Raw genomic sequence first — 24,257 nt, 5'->3', positions numbered from 1 at the left:
GGCCGCTCGGGGTTACTTGGTTAAGTTTAGCTCTCGATGGCGGACCATGACATAATCGCGAACCGCGCCGAAATGGCGGCTCAGCGCTTCGGTGATGAACACCGAGCGGTGTTGCCCGCCGGTACAACCGACGCACACCGTCAGATAGCTGCGCTCGCTCGCTTCGAACCGCGGCAGCCACGGTTCCAAGAACCGACGCAGATCGGCGATCATTTCCACCACCTGCGGCTGGGCTTCGAGAAAGTCGATCACGGGCCGGTCGAGGCCGGTCAACGGGCGCAACTGCGGCTCCCAGTGCGGGTTGGGCAGGGAGCGCACGTCGAAGACGAAATCGGCGTCGGCCGGCACGCCGTTCTTGAACCCGAAGGATTCGAACAGCAGCGACATGGCCTCACGCGGCGTTTCGTGCAGGCGGACCCGGATCAGCTCCCGCAACTGATAGACGTTGGTTTCGCTGGTGTCCACGATCAGGTCAGCGCAGGTGACGATCGGTTCCAACAAGCGACGTTCCTCGCGAATCGCCTCCTCCAGCGATACGCTGCCCAAATCCAGCGGATGGCGGCGGCGGCTTTCGCTGTAGCGCTTGAGCAGAATGTCGTCGGCGGCCTGCAAGAACAACACTTCCACGTCCAAATCGCCGCAGGCGCGCAATTCGGCCAGCGTGGCGGGAAAGCGGTGCAGCTCGTCGATGAAATTGCGGGCGTCCACCCCCACCGCCACCGCCGGCGTCGAGATGTCGCTGGAGGCCAGGATCTCTCGCGTCAGCGGCAAGATCAGCTTGAACGGCAGGTTATCGACGCAGTAATAATCCAAGTCTTCGAGCGTTTGCAGGGCGATGGTCTTGCCGGACCCAGACAGGCCGCTGACGATGATTATTCGCACGGCACGGCCTCCGCCATGGCTTTCTGCATGCGCGTCATTAGATCCTCCTCCGCTCGATAACCGCTCAACCGCAAGATGTGATCGCGCACCGCGCATTCGACCAGCACCGCCAGATTGCGGCCGGGCGCGATCGGCAGGGTGATGGTCGGCACGCCGATTCCCAGGATGACGCGGTTGGCCCGCAACCCTTGCAAGCGGGACTCGGGTATCGCGCGAATTTCCTCCAGCTTGACCAGCTCGATGATCAGGCGCACCCGCTTGTTGCGTTTGATCGCGCTGTCCCCAAACATCCGCCGGATGTTGAGGATGCCAAGGCCGCGCACTTCGAGCAAATCGCGCAACGTGGGCGAGCACGTTCCTTCCAGCACGTTGGGCGCCACCCGCGTCAGGGTCGGGGTGTCATCGGCGATCAGCCGGTGACCCCGGCTGATCAGCTCCAACGCCAGTTCGCTCTTACCGACCCCGCTGGCCCCGGTGATCAGGACGCCCATCCCGAACACTTCCAGCAATTCACCGTGGAGCACGGTGGATGCGTCGAGCTCGTGCTGGTAATGGCTGAGTTGCTCCACCACGACCGCCGGCGCGACGCTGGTGTGCCAAAGCGGCGTGCCGAAGGCATCGGCCAGGCCGCGCAAGGCCTCGGCCTGCTCGGGATCGCCGCAAATCAGGACCGCCCCGGCCGGCGGCTCCAGCAGGCGGCGGAGCAAGCTCTCCCGCACCGCCGGCTCCAGCCGGTCCAGAAAGCAACAGTCTTCCGAACCGATTATTTGCAAGCGCGGCGCCTGCACCCAATTCAAACGGCCAAAAAGGGGGAGATCCCCGGCCGCCGGCCACAAGGTGCGTACCGCGCCGGCCGCGCCTCCGACCCAACTCACGTCGATCAGGACTTCCAGTCGCTGAAAGACGGTTTGGGCTTGGACGGGTTGGTTCATGGCAGATCGATCGCCGAGGGTTTCCAGTCCCCGAGCAGTTGGAACAACGCCCGATCAGACCCAGCCTCCCGCAATTGCTGGCAAAAGCTTCGATCACTGAACATTTCGGCCAGATAGGCGAGAATCTTGAGATGCTCGTCCGTATAGTGATCCGGCACCAGCAACCCGAAAATCAGATCCACCGGCTGCCGGTCGATGGCATCGAAATCCACCCCCTTTTTGAGTTTGACAAACGCGCCGATCGCTTGCTGGCTTTGATTGAACCGGCCGTGCGGCAAGGCCACCCCGTGCCCCAGACCCGTACTGCCCAGACGCTCTCGGCCGATCAAGCTGTCGAAGATCGGCCGGGCTGTCAGATCGGCCTGTCCCTTGGCCAGCAGTTCGCTGATGACTTCGATGGCCCGCTTCTTGCTGGCGACCTCGCAATCGTAAACGATCCGTTCGCTATCAATCAGGTCTGTAATATCCATCGCCGCCCCCGCAGGCTCAAGGCTCGGGATAACTGCGCGCCTTTTCACCGCGATGCTTGTCCGTCAGCTTTTCCTTGTGCTTCTTGATCTGACGGTCGATCTTGTCGATCAGGGCATCGAGCGCGGCGTACATGTCTTCGTCCACCGCATCGGCAAACAGCTCGTTACCGGCCACGTGAATGGTCGCTTCAGCCTTTTGATTCAATTTCTCGACACTGAGAATGATCTGAGCGCTGGTGACGTTGTCGAAATGCCGCTCGATGCGCTCCAGCTTGTCGTGTACGTAATCGTGGAGCGCTGGCGTGATTTCCACATGGTGTCCGCTCAATTTGATTTGCATGGCATGGGCTCCTGACTGGCCAGTGTTCTCTGAGGGAATCGCGAGTCATGAAACTTCCCGGCGTGAATCCATGGTATGACTCAAAGGGCGTATCCCGACTCTGTTGGTAAGCCCCCGACGGGGCGGTTTCCTCGTCCGCTCAGACGAGGCGCTTGCGATCCGAAGAAGAGGGAATGGACATCGCTTCCCGGTATTTTGCCACCGTCCTCCTCGCCACTTGAATCCCCTCCGCTTCGAGCTGCTTGGCAATTTTGTCGTCGCTGAGGGGCTTGCCGGGCTCCTCGCTTTGAATCAGCTTGCGAATCATGGCGCGGATGGCGGTCGAGGAGCATTCGCCGCCATCGCTGGTGCCGACATGGCTGGAAAAGAAAAATTTCAGCTCGTAGATGCCGCGCGGCGTATGCATGTACTTTTGCGTGGTCACCCGCGAGATGGTGGATTCATGCATGCTGAGCTCCTCGGCGATATCGCGCAGGATCAGCGGTTTCATGAACTCATCGCCCCGCTCCAGAAACTCCCGCTGCCGCTCGACGATGCTGGAAGCGACCTTGAGCAGCGTTTCGTTGCGATTTTGCAGGCTTTTGAGAAACCAGCGCGCCTCTTGCAAATGATTCTTGAGATAAGCCGCATCACCGTTGTGCCGCGCTTGCCGCGTCAGGGCCGCATAACGGGCATTGATGCGCAGCTTGGGCGTGCTTTCCGGGTTCAGCTCGACGCGCCAGACGCTGCGGTTCCGATACACCAAAACATCCGGCACGACGTACTGGGGCGCATTGTTCGACAGACGCTCGCCCGGATGGGGGTCCAGCGATTGAATCAGGCTTATGATGCCTTGTAAGTCCTCGCGCGAGACCTTGAGCCGACGCATCAAACCATTGAAATCGCGATCGGCCAGCAATTCCAAATGCCATTCGACCAACCGACGGGCTTGGTCCAACCACGGGGTGTCCGGAGGCATGACCTCCAGCTGCAACAGCAGGCATTCCGCCGGAGTGCGGGCGCCCACGCCTTGAGGATCGAAATGCTGGACCACCCTCAAAACGGCCTCGGCCTCGGCTGGCGTCAGCGGGGCCTCATCCCGCACGCCCTGGCAAATTTCCTCCAGCGACAGCGTCAGATAGCCCGCCTCGTTGATGGCGTCGATGATGGTCGTGGCGAGCGCCAGTTCCCGCGCGCCGAACGGCGTCAGCCGCATCTGCCAGTACAGATAATCCCGCAGGGATTCGCCGGCTCCGGCGTAGCGCTCGTAAAGATCCCATTCCTCTTCTTCGCCCCGCGAATAGCTGGTCGCGCCGTCGAAAGGCTCGTAGACATCCTCCCAGGCGCTATCCACCGGCAATTCGTCCGGCAGCGTGCCGGTGCTGATATCGAGCTCGGTCTCGGGGCCGGAGTCGGCCGCCGCCTGCGCCACCAGGGTTTCCGGCTGCACCGGCAGCTCTTGCGGTTCGTCGATCCGCTCCAGCATCAAATTGGAATCCAGAATCGCCTGGACCTCGGTTTCCAGATCCAGGCTGGACAGTTGCAACAGGCGAATGGCCTGTTGCAACTGCGGAGTCATGGTCAGTTGCTGGGTCTGGCGTAGCGTCTGCTGAAATGACGGTCTCATAATCCTTCAATCTAAGAACACTCTGAGCAACCCATCCTCTTCTTAGTTAATCCTAGCCGGTTTTGGATAGGCATGGGAAAAATGAACAAGGATCACACCGATATTCTACCTGCATCAAAGTTGAAAAGATTCGCCCAGATAGACTTGCCGAACGTGTTGATTGTCGAGAATGAGCGCCGGCTCACCTTCGGCGATCACCCGCCCCTCATTGAGAATATAGGCGCGATCGCAGATCCCTAGGGTTTCACGAACATTGTGGTCGGTGATCAGAACACCAATGTTACGTTCACACAGGTGTTTGATGATACGCTGGATATCAAGAACTGACAAAGGGTCTACGCCGGCAAAAGGCTCGTCCAGCAAAATAAAGGCGGGCTGAGCCGCCAGGGCGCGCGCGATTTCCACGCGGCGGCGCTCGCCGCCCGACAGGCTGATGCCGATGTTGTCGCGCAAATGGCCGACGTGCAGCTCGTGCAGGAGGTCTTCGGCGACCGGCCGCCGCGCCGGCCGAGCGAGGTCCCGGCGCATTTCCAGGATCGCCAGCACGTTCTCAAGGACCGTCAGCCGGCGGAAGATCGAAGGCTCCTGCGGCAGATAACCGACTCCCAACCGCGCCCGCGCGTGCATCGGCAAGTGAGTGAGATCGCGCTCGTCCAACAGCACTCGGCCTTCGTCGCATTGAATCAGTCCGACCATCATATAAAAGCTGGTGGTCTTGCCGGCGCCGTTCGGGCCGAGCAACCCGACGACTTCACCGCTGGCGACTACCAGCGAAGCCGCATCCACCACGACTCGCTTGCGGTAGCGCTTGACGATTTCCTTGGCGATGAGCCGGGCCATGGTTTAGGGTTTCTTCGGAGCCGGCGTCGGATTCTGCGCTTTCGGCTGGATCGTGAACTGGATGCGGCCGTTCTGTCCGGCGCCCTTGGCCCGGATCACGTCATCCTTGAGATCGTATTCCAAGCGCTCCCCGTTGAAGGCGTCTTGGCCCTGCACGACCCGCACGCCGCCGGTCAGGACCACCTTACCGCTGCCGACATCGTATTCGACCCGCTTGCTGGCGCCTTGGATTTCTGGCTTGTCGGCGGCCGGCTGGTAGCGCAAGGTGGCCGGATTGCCGGTCGCGTCCATCTTTTGGAAGCTGTTGTCCTTGACGTAGATGGTGGCGGTGTCGGCGGTCAGCCGCATCGAACCCTGGCTGATGACCACGTTGCCCTCATAGACGCTGACCCCGCTTTTCTGATCCAGTTGACCGCGCCCGGCTTCCAGTTTGATCGGCTGGTTGCGGTCCTCGGGCAGGGCGGCGGCCAGCGGCGCCAGCAATACAGCCGCCGCCGCGAACGCGGCCCTAGCGATTCGATGGTGCATAAGAACCTCGTACTTCGGAAAGCAGTTCCAATTGTTCCCGATCCAGATAGGCGCGCACGCCTACGGCCCGGAGTTCGCCGCCGGGCGTGACCGCCCGCGCGGGCGCGACGGTTTCCGCGTAGCGGTCGGCGGGGCGGATCAGCACGTCGCGAGTGGTCACCTCGACGGGCGCCTTGCCGCTGTCGGCGGCGCGCGTCATCACCACCGCCCCTTCCAAGCGCATCGTCTTCTGATCGGCCGCGATCCAGCCCTGCTCGGCCCGCAAGCGCCATTCGCGCGTCTCGCCGTCCGGCTGATACCAGTCCAGCACCGGTCGCTCGATTTGCGTGCCGCGCTGGCCCGGCCATTGATTCAGCCGAGGCGCCTCCAGCACGTACTCTCGCAAGCCCGCCAAACTCATCCGCACCGCGCGAAATCGCTCGATGGTCAAGACCGGCGCCTGACTTTCGACCGGCGCCGCGGCTCGCATGGCGTTTTCCACCCACCGCAGCGCGCCGTAGCTCAAGCCCGCCAGCAGGAGCAACCCCGCCAGATAGAACCAACTCCGAATCGGGAAGGGTTCCCGCCTCATTCGAGATAGCGACCGCGCAGGGTGGCGAGTTGGCCGTGCGCCTCCAGCAGCAGTTCGCAAACTTCTCGCACCGCGCCGCGGCCGCCGCGGCTCGGAGTCCGCCAGTGCGCGTGTTGCTTGACAAAAGGATCGGCGTCTTGCACGGCGATGGCCAACCCCACCCGCGCCATGACCGGCAGGTCGATCAGGTCGTCGCCGGTATAGGCCATTTGCTCGGCGCTCAGGCCCAGCCGCGCTTGCAAATCGCGCAACGCCACCCGCTTGTCCTGAACGCCCAGATAGGCGAGTCGGATACCGAGATCGTCGAGGCGTCGCTCCACCGATGCGGCGTGTCGACCCGAAATCACGGCCACTTCGATGCCAGCCGCCATCAACATCTTGAGACCGTGACCATCGCGGATGTGGAAAGCCTTGAACTCATTACCATCATGGCCCAGATAGAGGCGTCCGTCGGTCAGCACGCCATCCACGTCGAAAATCGCCAACCGGATCAGCGCCGCCTTGCGTAACACGTCCTCTCCCGAAAGAGTGGCGGCCGCGGCGCTCAAAGTACGCCGGCCCGCAACAGATCGTGCATGTTGAGCACACCGACCAGCCGACCCAACCCATTGACCACCGGCAAGGCATTGATCTTATATTGCTGCATCATCCGCAGTGCTTCGGCGGCGAGCGTACCCGGAGCGATCGTCTTGCAACTCTGGGTCATGACTTCGGCGACGCGGGCGGAATGCACGTCCACCTGACGATCCAACGCCCGGCGCAAGTCGCCATCGGTAAAAACCCCCAGTACCCGGTCGTGCGCGTCCACCACCACGGTCGTTCCCAAGCCTTTGCGGCTCATTTCCAGCAACGCATCGCGCAAATAATCATCGGGCGCGCTGCGCGGCATCTGCTCGCCGGTGTGCATGACATCATCAAGCAGCAACAGCAGCCGCCGGCCCAGCCGCCCGCCCGGATGAGAGCGAGCGAAGTCCTCGGCGGTGAAGCCGCGCGCTTCCAGCAAGGCGACCGCCAAAGCGTCGCCCATCGCCAGCGTCGCGGTGGTGCTGGAGGTCGGCGCCAATCCCAACGGACAGGCTTCCTCCGAAACGCTGACATCGATGCAGACATCGGCGGCTTGCGCCAAGCTGGAAGCGAGATTGCCGGTCAGAGCGACCAAAGGGACACCGAGCCGTTTGATCAACGGCAGCAAGGTGAGGATTTCGTCGGTTTCACCGGAGTTGGACAGAGCCAATACCACGTCCCGCGCGGTGATCATGCCCATGTCGCCGTGGCTGGCTTCGGCGGGATGGACAAAGAAGGCGGGCGTCCCGGTGCTGGCGAGGGTGGCGGCGATCTTGCCGCCGATGTGGCCGGGCTTGCCGATGCCGAGCACCACGATCCGGCCTTGGCAGGCCAACAGCAAGCGGCAAGCGTGAGCGAAGCGGTCATCGATCCGCGCGGCAAGCTGGGCGACCGCTTCCGCTTCAATGGTTAATACTCGGCTGGCGAGCGCCTTGAATTTGTCGTCGTGGATGGGCATGGCGGTTGCGATTGTACCAGCTATGCCTGCCCACCGTTAAAGCCGGCGGCATTTCCGCACGGTTTTTCAGGCGGCTCCATCATGTAAAGGTCCACTGACCCGTTCACGGGCAGAACGGCCGCCAGCACTTTTGGGCGCCGCAACGGGCCAGCTACAACTGTGCGGCATTGAAGGTGTCGCACTGGCGCGGATCGCCGCTGGTGATACCCTGCTTGAACCAGCGCACCCGTTGCGCCGAACTGCCGTGGGTGAAGGAGTCCGGCGTTATATAGCCCCTGGCCTGCTTCTGCAAACGGTCGTCGCCGATGGCGGTGGCGGCGTTCAGCGCTTCCTCGATGTCGCCCGCTTCCAGAATTTGCCGGGCTTTCTGAGCGAGGTGCGCCCAAACTCCGGCAAAACAATCCGCCTGCAATTCCACCCGCACCGATAGCGCGTTGCCTTCAGCGCCCCCCAGGCGGGCGCGCAAGGATTCGACCTTATCGGAAATTCCCAGCAAATTTTGCACGTGATGGCCAACTTCATGGGCGATGACATAAGCCTGGGCAAAATCACCCGGCGCCCGGAAGCGGTTCTTGAGATCCTCAAAGAAACTCAGATCGACATACACCTTTTGATCGGCTGGGCAGTAAAACGGGCCGACAGCGGCCTGGGCATAGCCGCAAGCCGATTGCGCCATGCCTGAAAACAGCACGAGTTTCGGTTCCTGATAAGTCCCGCCCATCTGACGGAACAGGCCGCGCCAAGTATCTTCGGTATCGGCCAGGACCACCGAGACGAACTTGCTCGCTTCATCCTGACCGGCCGGCGCGGGCGCCGGTTGCTGGACCGAAACGGCGCTGGGTCCCATGCTCTCCAGCAGCACGGTAGGGTCCACCCCAAAGAACATCGCGATCAATACGATAGCCACCGTACCGATCCCGCCGCCCGCGATGGCGGGAGCCGCCCGGAAGCCGCGGCGGTCTTCGACATTATCGCTTTCTCTGCCATCTCTCCAGCGCATGGGAACCTCTCTTTAGCCCGCAATAATATAGATTTCGAAAGCACCAAACCCTATTGCATCACGCTCGCTTAGGCCCGATCCAGCGGCTATCGTTCGGGCGCCATTTCATTTTCCTGAAAATGCCGGCGGACTGGCGAACCGGCAAGACCGCCCAAGTCGATCCAGCAAGCCACGAAACGACGGAAAATTGCAAAAGGGCAGCCGAAGCTGCCCTCCTTAGTACCAAAACACCTCATGCAAGCGGCGCGACACGCCCGCCGCTTGCCGGTTAAGACGCCTTCTTAAGGTTGGTAGTCCCCTTCCAGCAGCTTGGCGTGCGCCGCCGCCAGCCGGGCGATCGGCACGCGCGGCGAGGAGCAGGACACGTAGGTCAGATTGGCGTAGTGGCAGAACCGCATCGAGCGCGGGTGGCCGCCTTGCTCGCCGCAGATGCCGACCTTGAGGCCGTTGCGGGTCTTGCGGCCGTTGGTGACCGCGAAGGACATCAACTGCCCGACGCCGGTGGTGTCTAGCGCCTCGAACGGATTGTCCTTGAGGATGCCGGCCGAATTGTAGAACGGCAGGAACTTGTTCTCGGCGTCCTCGCGCGAGAACGAGAAGGTCGCCTGGGTCAAGTCGTTGGTGCCGAACGAGAAGAATTCGGCGACGCCGGCGATTTCCTCGGCGCGCAAGCAGGCCCGCACCACTTCCATCATGGTGCCGAACTCGAAGTGCACCTTGACCGCGTACTTGGCCTCGACCTGCGGCAGCACTTCATCCACCAGCGCCTTGACGCGCTTGAGCTCCTCCACGGTGCAGACCTGCGGCACCATGATTTCGGGGTGAACGTTGATCTTCTCCTGAATGCACTCGGCCGCCGCTTCCAAAATGGCGCGGATCTGCATCTTGTAAATTTCAGGATAGGTCAAGCCGAGACGGACGCCGCGATGGCCCAGCATCGGGTTGATTTCGTGCAGGGCGCGGGCCTTCTGCAAGATTTCTTCCTTCTTGGCCAGCACGTCGGAGACCAGATGGCTGTCGTTGAGGATGCCGAGTTGCTCGACCGCCTTGGGGTTGGCTTGCGCCAGAATCTGGCTGATCGCCTCCAGGCCCTGCGCGGTGTGGCGCAGGTGGCGCAGATGCTCGATGTCGTCGACCAAGGTCTGCTCGGAGGGCAGGAACTCGTGGATCGGCGGGTCGAGCAGGCGGATGGTGACCGGACGCGGGGCCATAACCCGGAGGATTTCCTTGAAATCGCTCCGTTGCATCGGCAGCAGTTTGGCCAGCGCCGCCTCGCGGTCCTCGGTGGTCTCGGCCAGAATCATCTCCAAGACGATGGGGAGGCGCTCCTTGGCGTTGAACATGCGCTCGGTGCGGCACAGGCCGATGCCCATCGCACCGTAGTTGGACGCGCGCTGGGCGGCGTCCGGGGTGTCGGCGTTGGCCATGACCTTAAGGGTGGCGATTTCGTCGGCCCAGCCCAGCAAGGTGCGCAGTTCGGGCGTGAATTCCGGCTCGACGGTGGGGATTTCGCCCAGGAACACTTGGCCGGAACCGCCGTCGATGGTCACCACGTCGCCTTCGTGCAGCACGGTGTCGCCGATGATCGCCTGGCGCTGGTGGACGTTGACGTTGATGTCTTCCGCGCCGACCACGCAGGGCTTGCCCATGCCGCGCGCCACCACCGCCGCGTGCGAGGTCTTGCCGCCGCGGCTGGTGAGGATGCCGACCGCCGCGAAGAAGCCGTGGATGTCTTCCGGCTTGGTCTCCTCGCGCACCAGAATGATCTTTTCGTTGTTGCCGCGCCCGCGCTTGACCGCCGTATCGGCGTCGAACACGATCTTGCCGGACGACGCGCCGGGCGACGCGCCCATGCCTTGCGAAGCCGGAGCGGCCTTATGTTTCGGGTCGAGCTGCGGGAACATCATTTGTTCCAGCGATTCGGGGTCGATGCGCAGCAGCGCCTTTTCGCGGCTGATCAAGCCTTCCTTCGCCATTTCGACCGAGCTGCGGACCATGGCGGCGGCGTTCATCTTGCCGTTGCGGGTTTGCAGGCAGTAGAGCACGCCCTTTTCGATGGTGTACTCGTAATCCTGCACTTCGTGGTAGTGGCCTTCTAGCTTGTTGCGCAGTTCGACCAACTGCCGGAACAAATCCGGCATCTCGTTTTTCATCTCCAAAACCGGCTTGGGGGTGCGGATGCCGGCCACCACGTCCTCGCCTTGGGCGTTGACCAGGTATTCGCCGTACATCACGTTCTCGCCGGTGCCGGGGTCGCGGGTGAAGCCGACGCCGGTGGAGCAGTCGTTGCCCATGTTGCCGAACACCATGGTCACGACGTTGACCGCCGTGCCGTTGGCCATTTCCGGGGTGATCTTGAACTCGCGGCGGTAATCGACCGCGCGCTGGCCCATCCAGGAGTTGAACACCGCCTTGACCGCCAGCTCCAACTGCTCGTAGGGGTCTTGCGGGAACGCCCGGCCGGTTTCCTTCTGGACCACTTGCAGGAACAGTTGGCCGATCTCCTTCAGATCGTTGGCGCTCAGGCCCAGATCGACCTTGACGCCGGCCCGGCGCTTGATCGCCTCGAAATGCTCGTCAAATTTCGCATCGTCCACGCCCAGCGCGATTTTGCCGAACAGTTGGATGAAGCGGCGATAAGCGTCGTAGCCGAAGCGCTCGTTGCCGGTCAATTTAATCAAGCCGGCCAGGGTGGTTTCGTTCAGACCGAGGTTGAGGATGGTGTCCATCATGCCCGGCATGGACATGGCGGAGCCGGAACGCACCGACACCAACAAGGGATTGCTCGCGCCGCCGAACTGCTTGCCGGTTTCCTGCTCCAGCCAGGTCATGTTCTGGCGGACGCTCTCCATCAGGCCTTCGGGCAGGCGGTTGTTGGCGATATAGTCCAGACACGCTTCCGTGGTGATGACGAAGCCCGGCGGCACCCGCAAGCCGATCTGAGTCATCTCGCAGAGGTTGGCGCCCTTACCGCCCAGCAGCATTTTGTTCTTGCCGTCCCCTTCGGTGTACTTATAAATATACTTTTTCGCCATGATCCTACCTTCGTTGTAGCAGTGGTTGGGTGAACATCGAACCGATCCGAGTCCGGCGCGGCATCAATCGTCCCAAGCCGCCGAGCCAGCCCTTGAAACCGGGAAAGCACTTGAGGAACGCTGTCGCCAGAGAGACTCCTACGCTTGTGGGTCGCAAGCGGGTCCGCATGACTTTTAAAGATAGTCACATCCGTCGGAAATTGCCAAGCCCGTTCGTTCGAGCGCCGCTAAATTTAAACGACGGCGAATTGACTTGCGGTTGGCTTGGCCGGAAACTACCGCCTTCCCGCCCTGCCAACAACCCGTGCCGTCGCCAACTTCATTCACGTCATCGACCCGTTAATTCTCTTTCGGAATGCCTTCCAGCGCTTCAGACTCCGCTGCCGTGCCACCGCCTTGTAACGGCCAACTCGTGACCGTGCGCGGCTTGTCCTTCCGCCGCGGCGAGCGCGTCATTTTTCAGGATGTGAACCTCGACATCCCGCGCGGCAAGGTGACCGCCATCATGGGGCCGAGCGGCACCGGCAAGACCACGCTGTTGCGGCTGATCGGCGGTCAGATCCGCCCCGATGCCGGCCTGATCGAAGTGGATGGCTTGCGCGTTCCCGAACTCGGACGCCGGGAGCTTTATCAATTGCGAAAGCGCATGGGGATGCTCTTTCAAAGCGGCGCGCTGTTCACCGACTTGAGCGTGTTTGACAACGTTGCTTTTCCCTTGCGGGAACATACCCGGCTCTCCGAAGCGCTGATTTATACCTTGGTGTTGATGAAGCTGGAAGCGGTCGGCTTGCGCGGCGCTCGCGCTCTGATGCCGGCGGAGCTCTCCGGCGGCATGGCGCGCCGGGTGGCGCTGGCGCGGGCCATCGCGCTCGATCCGATGATCGTCCTCTACGACGAACCTTTCGCCGGTCAGGATCCGATTTCCATGGGCGTCTTGACCAAGCTGATCCGCACCCTGAACGACGCCCTTTGTCTTACCAGCATCATCGTCTCGCACGATGTCAAGGAAACCGCCGCCATCGCCGATTACCTGTATCTGATCTCCGATGGCCACGTCGTGGAACACGGCACCCCCGAGGCACTGAGCCGCTCGACCTCGCCCTGGGTCGATCAGTTCATGCACGCCTTGCCCGATGGGCCGATGTCGTTTCATTATCCGGCGCCGCCTTACGAAACCGATTTGCTGTTGCGGGCCTCGGCATGACGGCCGCCCCGGAAAAGCTAGGTCGGTTCGTCCTGGATAGACTGACCGCGCTGGGACGGGCCAATCTGTTCTTTCTGCGCCTGTTGGGAGCGCTGGTCTTCCTGTTCCAACGCCCCGGCCTGCTGGTCAGACAACTGCACGCGGTCGGCGTGCTGTCCCTGCCGATCGTCCTGGTGTCGGGCTTGTTCGTGGGCATGGTGCTGGGCTTGCAGGGCTATGCCAATCTGGTGGATTTCGGCGCCACCTCGTCGCTCGGCACGGTGGTGGCGCTGTCGTTGATCCGAGAGCTGGGACCGGTGCTGACCGCGTTGCTCTACGCCGGCCGGGCCGGCTCGGCGCTGACCGCCGAAATCGGCCTGATGAAAGCCACCGAGCAACTGGCCAGCATGCAAATGATGGCGGTCGATCCTTTCGTGCGGGTGCTGGCGCCGCGCTTTTTGGCCGGATTCATCGCGGTGCCCTTGCTGACGGCCATTTTCACGGCGGTCGGCATTCTGGGCGGCTACTTGGTGTCCGTCGTGCAATTGGGCGTGGACGGCGGCGCGTTCTGGGCGCAAATGCAAGCGAGGGTCTTGTTGTGGGAAGATATCGGTAACGGGGTCGTCATCAAAAGCCTAGTCTTCGCGGTTTTGGCCAATTGGATCGCTCTGTTCGAGGGTTACGAGGCACAACCGACCTCGGGAGGGGTCAGTCTCGCCACCACCCAAACCGTGGTGGTCACTTCACTATCGGTGCTGGGCTGGGATTTTCTGCTGACCGCCCTGATGTTTGGAGCTTGGTGATCATGCGTCAAAAGCATTTGGAGCTTATGGTGGGCATTTTCGTTGTCCTGGGGTTGGCGGCCTTTCTGCTGCTGGCGCTCAAGGTCAGCGATATCGCCCGCATCGGTGAAGACAAGGGCTATCGCGTGACGGCCCGTTTCGAGAACATCGGCGGTCTCAAAATCCGTGCGCCGGTCACCCTGGCCGGCGTGCGGATCGGCCGCGTGACCGGCATCGACCTGGACCCCCAAAGCTTTGAAGCGCTGGTCACGCTGTCCATCGAACCCCAATACGACCGGCTACCGACGGATTCGAGCGCCAGCATCCTCACCTCCGGTTTGCTGGGGGAACAATATGTCGGCTTGGAACCGGGCGGCATGGACGATCATCTTAAGAACGGCAGCACCTTGAAGCTGACGCAATCGGCGCTGGTGCTGGAAAAACTGATCGGCCGGATGTTCACCAACGCCGCCTCGGGCGAGCCGCCGGCCAAAACGCCTTGAGCTCCCGCGCGCCAAGTCGTTTGTTCATCGGCCGAAACCGCCCGGTTGCGTCATTGACCCGTTAGGAGTCGTTGTACCATGAGACGTAGTATTGCCCTCTGTCTGCTGTTACTGACACTAGGCTGCGGCGCGGTTCATGCCGCCGCGCCGCCCGAGGCGGTCGTTCAGGACACCTCAACGCGGATGCTGGAGGCCCTGCGCGCCAATCGGGCCACCATCGAGCGCGAGCCGGGCCGGATTTACGAGCTGGTCAACCAGATCGTGTTGCCGAATTTTGATTTTGAACTGATGTCGCGCTGGGTGTTGGGCCGGGCCTGGCAACAAGCCACCCCCGAACAGCGCGGCCAGTTCACTGAAGAATTTCGCACGCTGCTGGTGCGGACCTATGCCAAGGCGCTGCTGGAATACTCCGACGAAACCATCCATCCGCTGCCGCAAGCCGGCGCGCCGGCCGGCGATGAGGCGACGGTCAAAACCGAGGTCCGGCCCAAAACCGGCCAACCGATTCAGATCAGCTACAACATGCATCGCGGTGACGACGCCTGGAAAGTTTACGATGTGACCGTCGACGGCATCAGCTTGGTCACCAACTACCGCGGCACGTTCGCCGACCGGATTCGCGCCAGCGGCATGGACGCGGTGATCGCCGACCTGCGCCAGCGCAACGCGCAGCCCGCCCGATGATGGCTACCGCAACGGCGGAATGCGTCGGCGACACGCTGCGGGTTCGCGGCGAGCTGGATTTCGATTCGGTCGCGGAGCTGTGGGAGCGCGCTGAAACGCCGCTGTTGGATGAGTCGATCTCGCGCGTCGATCTGGGCGGCGTGCGGCGCTCCAACAGCGCGGGCGTGGCGCTGTTGGTGGAATGGTTGCGCGAGGCCCAGCAGCGCCAGCAGGTGCTACTTTTCACCAACGTTCCGGCGCAAATGCGGGCGATCATCGAGGTTGTCGACCTGGAAACGCTGCTGCCCGGCGCGTGAAGAAGCCGACCTGGCGAGCGCGCGTTTTTTCAGTCACCGCCCCGCCGCTTTCATTCTTAGAACCCTTACCTTTGGTTGTGCCATGCAAGCCCAAGACATCGAGAAATTGATCGAACAGCATCTGCCCGGCGCCCGAGCCCTGGTGAGTGGCGCTGACGGGGTGCATTTCGAAGCCGTGGTCATCAGCCAGGACTTCGCTGGCAAATCGCTGCTGCAACAACACCGGCTGGTATACGCCGCCTTGGGCGGGCGAATGGAACGCGAAGAAATTCACGCCTTGTCCCTCAAAACCTACACGCCGGATGTCTGGCGCCAGCAATTAACCTGACCGGCAAACCATTTCCATGAGCAAATTGATTATCAACGGCGGCGTTCCGCTGCACGGCGAACTGCGCGCTTCCGGCGCCAAGAATGCGGTGTTGCCCATCCTGGCCGCCACCCTGCTGGCCGACGGCCCGGTGATCATCAGCAATGTTCCGCATTTACAGGATGTGACCACCACCATGGAACTGCTGGGTCGCATGGGCGTGGATCTGGTGGTGGACGAGCGGATGAACATCCAGGTCGACCCGCGCTCCATTCAAACCTTTCAAGCCCCCTACGAACTGGTGCGGACCATGCGCGCCTCGATTTTGGTGTTGGGTCCGCTGGTGGCGCGCTTCGGTCAAGCCGAAGTCTCCCTGCCGGGCGGCTGCGCCATCGGGTCGCGGCCGGTGAATTTGCACATCAAGGGCCTGGAGGCGATGGGCGCCGAGATCAAGGTCGAGAACGGCTACATCCGCGCCCGCGCCGACCGCCTGAAAGGGGCGCACATCGTGCTGGACCTGGTCACGGTGACCGGCACCGAAAACCTGCTGATGGCCGCCGTGCTGGCGCGGGGCACCACCATCATCGAGAACGCCGCCCGCGAACCCGAAGTGGTCGATCTGGCCGACTGCCTCACCGCCATGGGCGCCAAAATCGACGGCGCCGGCACCGATACCCTGGTGGTCGAAGGCGTCGAACAGCTCCACGGCACCCACTATCAGGTGCTGCCGGACCGCATCGAAACCGGCACCTACCTGCTGGCGGGCGCGATCACCGGCGGCCGGGTCCGGGTCAAGGATACCCGCCCGGACATTCTGGAAGCGGTGCTGCTGAAACTGGAGGAAGCCGGCGCTCAGGTCAACACCGGCCCCGACTGGATCGAAGCCGACATGACGGACCGTCGCCTCAAAGCGGTCCGCATCCGCACCGCGCCCTATCCGGCCTTCCCCACCGACATGCAGGCTCAGTTCGTGGCCCTCAACGCCGTCGCCGACGGTGTTGGCATGATCACCGAAACGGTTTTTGAGAACCGCTTCATGCACGTCAACGAACTGCAACGCATGGGCGCGCAAATCGAACTGGAAGGCAACACCGCCGTCAGTATCGGCGTGCCCAAACTGACCGGCGCGCCGGTGATGGCCACCGACCTGCGCGCCTCGGCCAGCTTGATTCTGGCGGCGTTGGTCGCGGACGGCGATACCGTGCTGGACCGCATCTATCACATCGATCGCGGCTACGATTGCATCGAGGAGAAACTGTCGCACCTGGGGGCGCGCATCCGCCGCACGCCCGGTTGACTGACGCCGCCATGACCGCACCGCTGACCATCGCCCTGTCCAAGGGCCGTATTTTCAAGGAGACCCTGCCGCTGCTGGCGGCGGCGGGCATCGTGCCGACCGACGATCCCGAAACCAGCCGCAAGCTGATCCTCGACACCGACCAGCCGGACGTGAAGTTGGTCATCATCCGCGCCACCGACGTGCCGACCTACGTCCAATACGGCGCCGCCGATCTCGGCGTGGCCGGCAAGGATGTGTTGCTGGAGCACGGCGGTGAGGGGCTGTACGAACCGCTCGACTTGAAGATCGCCCGCTGCCGGCTGATGGTCGCCGGTCATCCCGAGCGCCCTTCCCGCTGGAGCCGCCCGCGCATCGCCACCAAGTTCGTCAACACCACCCGGCGTTATTTCGCCGATCGGGGCCGGCAGGTGGAAGTGATTAAATTGTACGGCTCGATGGAGCTGGCGCCGCTGGTGGGGTTGGCGGATTACATCGTCGATGTGGTGGATACTGGCAACACCTTGAAAGCCAATGGTTTGCTGCCACTGGAACACATCGCGGACATCAGCTCGCGGTTGATCGTCAACAAGGCGGCCATGAAAATGAAGCACGCCCGGATCAAGGCGATCATGGCGCGCATGGCCGCCGCGGTAACCGCTTGATTGAGCCTTCCCCACTCCGCTCCCAGTCCGACCGGGAACACACCGCCTGAAGCTTCGATCATGCCCGCCATCCAACGCTTGAATACCGCTCAGCCCGATTTCTGGTCGCGCCTGCAAACCCTGACCGCTTGGGAAGGCGTCGCGGATGAAGCCGTGACCGCCACGGTGCGCGAAATTCTCGCGCAAGTCCGAGCGCGAGGCGATGAGGCCCTGCTGGAATTCACGCAGCGCTTCGACCGAACAGCCGCCGTCCGGGCCGCCGATCTGGAAATCTCCGCCGCCCGGTTGCAACGGGCGCTGGCCGATATTCCCGCCACCCAGCGCGCGGCGCTGGAAATCGCCGCCGCCCGGATTCGCGCTTATGCGGAACGACAGAAACAGGACTCCTGGAGCTTCACCGAACCCGACGGCACCACGCTCGGCCAACAGGTCACAGCGCTGGATCGGGTCGGCCTGTACGTCCCAGGCGGCAAGGCGGCCTATCCGTCCTCGGTGCTGATGAACGCCCTTCCGGCCAAGGTGGCCGGCGTCCCGGAAATCGTGATGGTGGCGCCGGCTCCCAACGGCGATCTCAACGACCTGGTGCTGGCCGCCGCCGCCGTGGCCGGGGTGGATCGGGTGTTCGCCATCGGCGGGGCGCAAGCGGTGGCGGCGCTGGCCTACGGCACCGCCACCATACCGCGCGTGGATAAAATCGTCGGACCGGGCAACATTTACGTCGCTGCCGCCAAGCGTCAGGTTTTCGGTACGGTCGGCATCGACATGATCGCCGGTCCGTCGGAAATTCTGATCGTCTGCGATGGCCAGACCGATCCCGATTGGGTCGCGATGGATTTGTTCTCGCAGGCCGAACACGATGAGGATGCCCAACCCATCCTGATCAGCCCGGACGCCGCGTTTCTGGATCGCGTCGCGGTCAGTGCCGAACGGTTGCTGCCGGCGATGGAACGGCGGGACATCATCGCCGCCTCCCTAAACCGGCGAGCCGCGCTAATTCAAGCGCTCAATCTGGAAGAAGCCGCGCAAATCGTCAATTTCATCGCCCCCGAACATTTGGAATTATCGGTGGAAAAACCCCAGGAACTGCTGCCGCTGATCCGTCATGCCGGAGCGATTTTCTTGGGTCGTTACACCGCTGAGGCTTTGGGCGATTACTGCGCCGGCCCCAATCATGTGCTGCCGACCTCGCGCACCGCCCGCTTTTCCTCGCCGCTGGGCGTGTACGATTTTCAGAAGCGCACCAGCCTGATTCACTGTTCGCCGGCGGGCGCCGCCGCGCTGGGCCGCACCGCGTCGATCCTGGCGCGCGGCGAGGGCCTGACCGCTCATGCCCGGTCGGCCGAGTACCGCATCCCGGCGCGGCCATGACCAATCCCTATTGGAGTCCGGTCGTTGATCGGCTTACCCCCTACGTGCCGGGCGAGCAACCCAAGCTCATCAATCTGGTCAAGCTCAATACCAACGAAAATCCCTACGGACCGTCGCCCAAGGTGTTGGAGGCGATCCAGAGCGAATTGTCCGACGCGCTGCGGCTTTATCCCGACCCTAACGCCGAGCGCTTGAAACAGGCCATCGCCGATTATTACGGCGTCAGCCCGGCTCAAGTGTTCGCCGGCAACGGTTCGGATGAGGTGTTGGCGTTCGTTTTTCAGGCCCTGTTCCAGCACCCCGCGCCGCTGCTGTTCCCGGATATTACTTACAGCTTCTATCCGGTCTATTGCGGCCTGTATGGTATCGACTATGAAACCGTGCCGCTGGCTGAGGATTTCACGCTGCGGGTCGCCGATTATCAGCGTCCCAACGGCGGCATCATCTTCGCCAATCCCAACGCACCGACCGGTTGTTTGCTATCGCTAGCCGATCTCGACCGGCTGCTGGCGCACAATCCTGATTCGGCGGTGGTGGTGGATGAAGCCTATATCGACTTCGGCGGCGACACCGCCATCGCGCTGGTCGACCGCCACCCTAACCTGCTGGTCGCCCAGACGCTTTCCAAATCGCGCTCGCTGGCGGGGTTGCGGGTCGGCTTCGCGGTCGGTCACGCCGGCTTGATCGACGCGCTGGAACGGGTCAAGAACAGCTTCAATTCCTACCCGCTGGACCGCTTGGCCATCGCCGGCGCGGTGGCCGCCTTCGCCGACCGCGACCACTTCGAACGCACCCGGCACACGGTGATCGCCAGCCGGGAAGCCGTCAGAACGGCCTTGCAAGCACTCGGCTTCGAGGTGTTGCCCTCGGCCGCCAATTTCCTGTTTGCCCGCCATCCTCGACGCGATGCCGCCGAACTGGCCGCCGCCTTGCGTCAGAAAAGCGTTATCGTCCGTCATTTCCGCCAATCGCGCATCGAGCAATTTCTGCGGATCACCGTCGGCAATCCGGCACAAAACGCCGCTCTGCTCGCTGCCCTCGGCGAAATTCTAGAGCCCCGTCAATGGCCCGGTTAAACGAGGTGGTCGCTTACGCCGATCGCTTGCTGGCGGTTGAAAACTTCACCGATTATTGCCCGAACGGCTTGCAGGTGCAGGGTCGGTCAGAGGTGAAAACGCTGGTCGGCGGCGTCACCGCCTGTCAGGCGCTGCTGGCTGCGGCGGTCGAACGTCGGGCGGACGCCGTGCTGGTCCATCACGGCTACTTCTGGAAGGGCGAAGACCCGCGTATCACCGGTATGAAGCAGCGTCGGCTCGCCACCCTGCTCCGGCACGATATTAGCTTGATCGCCTATCACCTACCGCTGGACGCTCACCCGGAACTTGGCAACAACGCTCAGCTTGGCCGCGTGCTCGACCTGACCGTCACCGGCGCCGCCGACGGCCCCGGCCGCGCGCCGGGGCTGATCATGCTGGGCGAACCGGCCAGCCCGCTGCCGGCAGAGACTTTCGCCGCACGCATCGCCGCCCGGCTCGGCCGAAAACCGCTGCATGTGGCCGGTAACGATAGACCCATCCGCCGGCTGGCTTGGTGTACCGGCGGCGCGCAATCCTATATCGAACTCGCGCTGAACGCGGGCGTCGATGCCTTTCTGACCGGCGAAGCCTCCGAGCAAACGGTGCACTTCGCCCGCGAGAACGGCCTGCATTTCTTTGCCGCCGGTCACCACGCCACCGAACGCTACGGCGTGCAAGCCTTGGGCGAACGGCTGGCTCAAAAATTGCTTTTAAACTTCGTTTTTGTCGAAATCGACAATCCGGCTTGACGTTCGGCTGCTTGCCGAAAAGCCTATGAATACCATTGAATAAATATAGTCTTCAGACTAAATTCACATTATCAGTTTATTGATTCACCACATCGACATTGTTTTGAAATAGTTTCATTTCCTAGCCATTATCCCGAATAGGCCAATTATTATGTATTTACAAAAATTTCACGCTTGCCGCGCGCGCGAAAGGAATTGTGGATGGATCGGTTCGAAGCTTGGCAAAGCTTCACTGGCCCTACTAGTGGGTCTGTGCTTGGCACCCGCCTGGAGCGGCGCCAAGGAAACCGGCGTTACTGACAAAACGATCCGAATCGGAGCGACCACTCAATTGGAAGGGGATTATAAGTTTTTTGGCCAATCCCAAAAGCAGGGCATGGAAGCGGCGCTGGCCGGTCAATGGGTGCAGAAGCGCGCCATTGAGTTCGAACAACACAATGACTTTTACGATCCTGCCAAAGCGGTAGAAGGCGCCAAGGAGCTCATCAATAAAGGTATCTTCGCAATGGTGCACAGCGGGGGCACCGCCACCACCAAAGCGGTGCTGCCGGTGTTGGCCGAAAATAAAATACCGGCCTTCGGCTTCTATACGGGCGCGGGCTTTACCGGGCCAGGGGACGTGCTCAACTTCCGGGCCAGCTACGCCCAGGAGATGGAAACCGTAGTTGAGATTAGCTTGGCAACGGGCCTCAAGCCGTCTGAAGTATGCGCCTACGTCCAGAACGACGCCTACGGAATGAGCGGCCTGCAAGGATTTCGGGCAGCTTTGGCCAAACAGCCCGGCACCGAAGCCGCCGTCGCCAAACTCGATCAGATCCTGGCTTTGTCGGGGGACAATCCAGAGCGTAACAATATAGGTCCGGTCGGCGTTTATCAGCGCGACACCACGAATGCAAGGCCAGGCTACCTGTCGCTCAAAAAATGGGAAGCGGACAGCGGCAGCCGGTGTCGTTTGGTCGCGACCACGGCACTTTTCGACCAAGCCGCCGAGTTCATGGGTTATGCTCGCTATAAAAACGAACCCTGGATCTTCAGTTCGGTCTCGGCGGCAGCCGGCGATCGCTTGGCCGTGTTACTGAAGGGGAAAAATGTAGCGGATCGAGTGATCGCCACCCAATCCGTCCCACCGCTCGATTCGCCGCTGCCGATAGTGATGGAGGCGCGCAAGGCCTTAGCCAATAATCTCAATACCATATCACTGGAAAGCTTCATCGTGGGCCGACTGTTCGTCGCCATCATGCAAGCTATCGACGGGCCGCTGACCCGAGAAAATTTCTTGAAAGCCGCCCGCGCCCAACCCTACGACATCGGCGGTGTCAAGGTCGACTTCACCACCGACAATCAAGGTTCGGATTACGTGGGGCTGACCTTCCTGCGTGACGGCCGGTTCGTGCCGGCCACTTTACAAGAAGTGGCGGCGCTGTTTAAGTAGCCAGCATACTTCGAACCACCCCATCTCCGGGGTGCGCCCGACCGCACCTTTCAGTTCGCCCGCCTCCGCCGGCGGCGGTCCATCCGGTCCGAACCCCGCATGGACCGCGGCCGGACGCTGCGTCCGCCGGCTTCGAGCGACAAGCGCGTAGACCCTAATACCTTCCTTGGGTTATAGTTTTGCCATACCGCAAAAACGGCGGGAGTACCTACTGAAAGGAGTTTGCGCACCGTGTGGCGCGCCCTAGAAACCGATTGGTTTCGACATAATAACAACTCCCAGTCCGGCTCCGGCAAACACGAAATCCGTGCCTACCGTTTGCGTGGTCAACCCATTCATAATCTAACGATAAATTACAACAGGAGACTGCGTATGAGTACGGTAGATGACGTCGATCTCGGCAGACGTCGCTTTCTGACCGCTACGGCTACTGTGGTCGGCGGCGTAGGCGTCGCGTTCGTCGCCGTTCCATTTTTAAAATCCTGGTCGCCCAGCGAGCGGGCCCAGGCTGCCGGCGCCCCGGTGGAAACCGATATCAGCAAATTGGAAGACGGCGCCTTGATGACGGTGGAATGGCGCGGCAAACCGGTTTGGTTGTTGAAACGCAGCAAAAAAATGTTGGATGACTTGCCGGCCCTCAAAGGAGAATTGCTCGACCCCAATTCCGAAGTGGCCAGCCAGCAACCCAAGTACGCGCAAAACACCACACGCTCCATCAAACCCGAAGTGTTGGTGCTGGTCGGCATCTGCACCCATCTCGGTTGTTCGCCCACTTTCCGGCCCGACGTAGCGCCAGCCGATCTGGGCCCTGCCTGGAAAGGTGGCTTTTTCTGCCCCTGTCACGGCTCCCGCTTCGACTTGGCCGGCCGGGTTTACAAGAGCGTTCCCGCTCCGTCGAATCTGGAGGTGCCTCCCTACCGATACCTGAGCGACTCCCGCGTGTTGATCGGCGTTAACCCGGAGGCTGCATAATGGCAAACACACAAGGCACCACCGGCTTCCTGGGTTGGATCGACGAGCGCTTCCCGCTGACCAAGATGATGCGGGAGCATCTGACCGAGTATTACGCGCCGAAGAATTTCAACGTCTGGTATTACTTCGGTTCGCTGGCGCTGCTGGTCCTGGTCAACCAAATTCTGACCGGCATCTGGCTGACCATGAGCTACAAGCCATCCGCCGCCGACGCCTTCGCGTCGGTCGAATACATCATGCGCGACGTGGACTGGGGCTGGCTGATTCGCTACATGCACTCCACCGGCGCCTCGGCCTTTTTCATCATGGTTTACCTGCACATGTACCGCGCCCTGATCTACGGTTCTTATAAAAAGCCGCGCGAACTGATCTGGATTTTCGGCGTATTGATCTTTCTCGCCCTGATGGCCGAGGCGTTCATGGGTTACCTGCTGCCTTGGGGCCAGATGTCGTTTTGGGGCGCGCAGGTGATCATCAACCTGTTCAGCGCGCTGCCGGTGATCGGACCGGATCTGTCGGTTTGGATTCGCGGCGATTACGTGGTGTCGGACGCCACCCTGAACCGCTTTTTTTCGCTGCATGTGATCGCCGTGCCGCTGGTTCTGCTCGGGCTGGTGGTCGCTCACATCTTGGCCTTGCACGAAGTCGGCTCCAACAACCCCGATGGCGTGGAAATCAAGAAGCTGAAAGACGAGAAAGGCATACCGCTGGATGGCATTCCCTTCCACCCCTACTACACCGTCAAGGATCTGGTCGGCGTGATGGTCTTTCTGCTGTTCTTCTCGGTGGTGATCTTCTTCATGCCCGAGATGGGTGGTTATTTCCTCGAACACCCGAACTTCGATCCGGCCGACCCGCTGAAGACGCCGCCGCATATCGCGCCGGTCTGGTACTTCACGCCGTTCTACGCCATCCTGCGGGCGGTGCCGTCTTTTGCCGGCACGCAAGTCTGGGGCGTATTAGCCATGGGCGCATCCATCGTTTTGTTGTTCTTCCTGCCTTGGCTGGACCGCAGTCCGGTGAAATCCATCCGCTATCGTGGCCTCTCATTCAAGCTGGCTCTGGCGGCCTTCGTGATCTCGTTTCTGATTCTGGGTTATCTGGGCTCATTGCCGACCACGCCGGCTCGTACCACCTTGGCGCAAATCTGTTCCGCGATCTACTTCGCTTTCTTCTTCGTGCTGCCGGTCTTGCCGGCCATCGAGAAGACCAAGCCAGTTCCGGAAAGGGTGACCTGA

26 protein-coding genes are annotated in these 24,257 nt (G+C 61.8%); 14 read left to right on the top strand and 12 right to left on the bottom strand.

The features are described from left to right. Positions 1-12: 12 nt before the first annotated feature. The 12 genes from rapZ to IPK09_03880 all read right to left on the bottom strand — a co-directional run bounded on the left by rapZ (position 13) and on the right by IPK09_03880 (position 11,726). A complete protein-coding gene (rapZ, locus tag IPK09_03935) occupies positions 13-978 on the bottom strand; it encodes an RNase adapter RapZ (protein ID MBK7982766.1) in 966 nt (321 codons plus the stop codon). Then, positions 873-1,814 (bottom strand): HPr(Ser) kinase/phosphatase, encoded by a 942-nt coding sequence (gene hprK, locus IPK09_03930; GenBank protein MBK7982765.1) that lies wholly within the window; start codon positions 1,812-1,814, stop codon positions 873-875. The genes rapZ and hprK overlap by 106 nt, the downstream gene beginning before the upstream one ends. Further along, positions 1,811-2,284, bottom strand: a complete 474-nt coding sequence (gene ptsN, locus IPK09_03925; GenBank protein ID MBK7982764.1) for a PTS IIA-like nitrogen regulatory protein PtsN — start codon at positions 2,282-2,284, stop codon at positions 1,811-1,813. The genes hprK and ptsN overlap by 4 nt, the downstream gene beginning before the upstream one ends. Positions 2,285-2,300: 16 nt before the next feature. Beyond that, the gene (gene raiA, locus IPK09_03920; protein ID MBK7982763.1) at positions 2,301-2,624 is read right to left on the bottom strand and encodes a ribosome-associated translation inhibitor RaiA; all 324 of its coding nucleotides are present in this window, start codon (positions 2,622-2,624) and stop codon (positions 2,301-2,303) included. A gap of 139 nt (positions 2,625-2,763) precedes the next feature. Beyond that, the gene (locus tag IPK09_03915) at positions 2,764-4,230 is read right to left on the bottom strand and encodes an RNA polymerase factor sigma-54 (protein ID MBK7982762.1); all 1,467 of its coding nucleotides are present in this window, start codon (positions 4,228-4,230) and stop codon (positions 2,764-2,766) included. A gap of 114 nt (positions 4,231-4,344) precedes the next feature. Then, complete coding sequence (gene lptB, locus IPK09_03910) at positions 4,345-5,070, bottom strand: LPS export ABC transporter ATP-binding protein (GenBank protein MBK7982761.1); 726 nt, start codon at positions 5,068-5,070, stop codon at positions 4,345-4,347. A 3-nt stretch (positions 5,071-5,073) separates the two neighbouring features. Next, positions 5,074-5,598 (bottom strand): lipopolysaccharide transport periplasmic protein LptA, encoded by a 525-nt coding sequence (lptA, locus tag IPK09_03905; protein MBK7982760.1) that lies wholly within the window; start codon positions 5,596-5,598, stop codon positions 5,074-5,076. Continuing rightward, positions 5,579-6,169, bottom strand: a complete 591-nt coding sequence (lptC, locus tag IPK09_03900; GenBank protein MBK7982759.1) for an LPS export ABC transporter periplasmic protein LptC — start codon at positions 6,167-6,169, stop codon at positions 5,579-5,581. Before lptC ends, lptA begins: the two co-directional genes overlap by 20 nt. Next, entirely contained in the window at positions 6,166-6,717 is a 552-nt protein-coding gene (gene kdsC, locus IPK09_03895) for a 3-deoxy-manno-octulosonate-8-phosphatase KdsC (GenBank protein MBK7982758.1), read from the bottom strand. Before kdsC ends, lptC begins: the two co-directional genes overlap by 4 nt. Then, entirely contained in the window at positions 6,714-7,691 is a 978-nt protein-coding gene (locus IPK09_03890; protein ID MBK7982757.1) for a KpsF/GutQ family sugar-phosphate isomerase, read from the bottom strand. Before IPK09_03890 ends, kdsC begins: the two co-directional genes overlap by 4 nt. Before the next feature lie 151 nt (positions 7,692-7,842). Then, positions 7,843-8,691 (bottom strand): neutral zinc metallopeptidase, encoded by an 849-nt coding sequence (locus IPK09_03885; GenBank protein MBK7982756.1) that lies wholly within the window; start codon positions 8,689-8,691, stop codon positions 7,843-7,845. A gap of 281 nt (positions 8,692-8,972) precedes the next feature. Next, positions 8,973-11,726, bottom strand: a complete 2,754-nt coding sequence (locus tag IPK09_03880; GenBank protein ID MBK7982755.1) for a pyruvate, phosphate dikinase — start codon at positions 11,724-11,726, stop codon at positions 8,973-8,975. 355 nt (positions 11,727-12,081) lie between these two features. Here IPK09_03880 and IPK09_03875 point away from each other — a divergent pair, with 355 nt between their 5' ends. The 14 genes from IPK09_03875 (at position 12,082) to IPK09_03810 (ending at position 24,257) form a co-directional block, all read left to right on the top strand. After that, the gene (locus tag IPK09_03875; protein ID MBK7982754.1) at positions 12,082-12,930 is read left to right on the top strand and encodes an ATP-binding cassette domain-containing protein; all 849 of its coding nucleotides are present in this window, start codon (positions 12,082-12,084) and stop codon (positions 12,928-12,930) included. Then, positions 12,927-13,712 (top strand): lipid asymmetry maintenance ABC transporter permease subunit MlaE, encoded by a 786-nt coding sequence (gene mlaE, locus IPK09_03870; GenBank protein MBK7982753.1) that lies wholly within the window; start codon positions 12,927-12,929, stop codon positions 13,710-13,712. The genes IPK09_03875 and mlaE overlap by 4 nt, the downstream gene beginning before the upstream one ends. A gap of 2 nt (positions 13,713-13,714) precedes the next feature. Continuing rightward, positions 13,715-14,194 carry an outer membrane lipid asymmetry maintenance protein MlaD gene (gene mlaD / locus IPK09_03865; GenBank protein MBK7982752.1) on the top strand — a complete coding sequence of 160 codons (480 nt, stop codon included), beginning with the start codon at positions 13,715-13,717 and terminating at the stop codon, positions 14,192-14,194. 78 nt (positions 14,195-14,272) lie between these two features. Further along, entirely contained in the window at positions 14,273-14,878 is a 606-nt protein-coding gene (locus IPK09_03860) for an ABC transporter substrate-binding protein (protein MBK7982751.1), read from the top strand. Continuing rightward, on the top strand, positions 14,875-15,174 hold the full coding sequence (locus IPK09_03855; protein MBK7982750.1) for an STAS domain-containing protein: 300 nt from the start codon (positions 14,875-14,877) through the stop codon (positions 15,172-15,174). The genes IPK09_03860 and IPK09_03855 overlap by 4 nt, the downstream gene beginning before the upstream one ends. 82 nt (positions 15,175-15,256) lie before the next feature. Next, a complete protein-coding gene (locus tag IPK09_03850) occupies positions 15,257-15,502 on the top strand; it encodes a BolA/IbaG family iron-sulfur metabolism protein (protein MBK7982749.1) in 246 nt (81 codons plus the stop codon). A gap of 16 nt (positions 15,503-15,518) precedes the next feature. Then, positions 15,519-16,778, top strand: a complete 1,260-nt coding sequence (murA, locus tag IPK09_03845; GenBank protein MBK7982748.1) for a UDP-N-acetylglucosamine 1-carboxyvinyltransferase — start codon at positions 15,519-15,521, stop codon at positions 16,776-16,778. Positions 16,779-16,789: 11 nt separating this feature from the next. Further along, a complete protein-coding gene (locus IPK09_03840) occupies positions 16,790-17,422 on the top strand; it encodes an ATP phosphoribosyltransferase (GenBank protein ID MBK7982747.1) in 633 nt (210 codons plus the stop codon). 60 nt (positions 17,423-17,482) lie between these two features. Further along, complete coding sequence (gene hisD, locus IPK09_03835; GenBank protein ID MBK7982746.1) at positions 17,483-18,790, top strand: histidinol dehydrogenase; 1,308 nt, start codon at positions 17,483-17,485, stop codon at positions 18,788-18,790. Beyond that, positions 18,787-19,866, top strand: a complete 1,080-nt coding sequence (locus IPK09_03830) for a histidinol-phosphate transaminase (GenBank protein ID MBK7982745.1) — start codon at positions 18,787-18,789, stop codon at positions 19,864-19,866. The genes hisD and IPK09_03830 overlap by 4 nt, the downstream gene beginning before the upstream one ends. Beyond that, a complete protein-coding gene (locus tag IPK09_03825) occupies positions 19,854-20,615 on the top strand; it encodes a Nif3-like dinuclear metal center hexameric protein (GenBank protein MBK7982744.1) in 762 nt (253 codons plus the stop codon). The genes IPK09_03830 and IPK09_03825 overlap by 13 nt, the downstream gene beginning before the upstream one ends. A 151-nt stretch (positions 20,616-20,766) precedes the next feature. Beyond that, on the top strand, positions 20,767-22,047 hold the full coding sequence (locus IPK09_03820) for an ABC transporter substrate-binding protein (GenBank protein ID MBK7982743.1): 1,281 nt from the start codon (positions 20,767-20,769) through the stop codon (positions 22,045-22,047). A gap of 372 nt (positions 22,048-22,419) precedes the next feature. Then, positions 22,420-23,019 carry a ubiquinol-cytochrome c reductase iron-sulfur subunit gene (gene petA / locus IPK09_03815; protein MBK7982742.1) on the top strand — a complete coding sequence of 200 codons (600 nt, stop codon included), beginning with the start codon at positions 22,420-22,422 and terminating at the stop codon, positions 23,017-23,019. Continuing rightward, positions 23,019-24,257, top strand: coding sequence for a cytochrome bc complex cytochrome b subunit (locus tag IPK09_03810; protein ID MBK7982741.1), 1,239 nt, complete (start codon positions 23,019-23,021; stop codon positions 24,255-24,257). The genes petA and IPK09_03810 overlap by 1 nt, the downstream gene beginning before the upstream one ends.

This window comes from Candidatus Competibacteraceae bacterium, from assembly GCA_016713505.1.
In the GTDB taxonomy this organism is placed as follows: Bacteria; Pseudomonadota; Gammaproteobacteria; order Competibacterales; family Competibacteraceae; genus Competibacter_A.
This window is presented reverse-complemented; position numbering and strand designations above follow the sequence as displayed.